General features: G+C 55.5%; 1 protein-coding gene. It reads left to right on the top strand.

Annotated features, from left to right (window positions below; translation table 11 throughout):
- A partial coding sequence (locus DOM32_RS17630; protein ID WP_208625419.1) for a dynamin family protein occupies positions 1-1,132 on the top strand: 1,132 nt, incomplete at both ends.

Genomic DNA, 1,132 nt, shown 5'->3' with positions numbered 1-1,132 from the left:
ACGAGTTGAGCGAGCTGTTCAACGGTGACGATAATTTTCATATCACCTTCAAGGGCGTGGAGTCGGACTTTCTGGATATCCAGGAAGCCGCTCAAGCCGCTGTCGCCAACGGTATGCAAGTGGAACTGAAATGGGTAGAGGCCGAGCCTGCCGAGCAGCGCCTGCAAAAAATCCATGGGCTAATAGATGAAGCGCGCGAACATCCGGAATTCGAGCGCTTCATCGAAGAAAACGACGAAGCCCGACAATCCATTGAGGAAGCCTTCAACCGGGACTTTGACGTTTATGTCGTCGCCACCATGTCCTCCGGCAAGTCGACCCTGATCAATGCCATGCTCGGTCGCGACCTATTGCCCGCCGCCAACGAAGCCACTACTGCCACTATCGCCCGCATTACCGACAACGATCGGATGCCCGATCACTTTACGGTCAAACGCTACGACAACAGCGGCCAGTTGATGGGCGAAGCAGACAATGCCGACCTGGAACTGCTAAAGGAATGGAATAAGCTGGACGATACCCAGCGGATCGATATCGAGGGCAATATCGTCGCCATCCAGGAGCGCCCCGAGGTACGCCTGGTCCTGACCGATACCCCCGGCCCGAACAACAGCCAGGATGAAGAACATCAGCGCACCACCATGGGTTTCGTGCAGGATTCTAAGCGTAACCCGCTGATTCTTTATGTCCTCAATGCCAGCCAATTGGGCACCAATGACGACCGCAACCTGCTGGGGCTGGTCGCCGAGACCATGCGCAAGGGCGGCAAGCAGAGCAAGGATCGCTTCATTTTCGTGGTCAACAAGATGGACGTGTTCGATCCAGAAAGCGGAGAAGATCCCTCACAAGTGCTGGAACGGGTTGAAAAATACCTGATTGATAACGGCATCCATAACCCGCTGGTCTACCCGGTCTCGGCCAACCTGACGCGACTGATCCGCAAGCCCCAGGATAATCATACGCGCAAGGAGCGCGGCGATTTCCAGTCCATGGCCGACCTTTTCAGCGAAGAGCCGAGCATGGACTTGCTGCAATATATGCCGATTACCGAAAAGGTGAAACGCAGTTTGCAGCAGAAAAACCTCTCCCCCTTGATGCTGAGCAGTGGCTTGCCCGCCGTCGAGGCGATGAT

This window comes from Salinicola salarius, from assembly GCF_003206135.1.
Taxonomy (GTDB): Bacteria; Pseudomonadota; Gammaproteobacteria; order Pseudomonadales; family Halomonadaceae; genus Salinicola; species Salinicola salarius.
The sequence above is the reverse complement of the archived record's forward strand: the minus strand, read 5'-3'. Positions and strand labels throughout refer to the sequence as shown.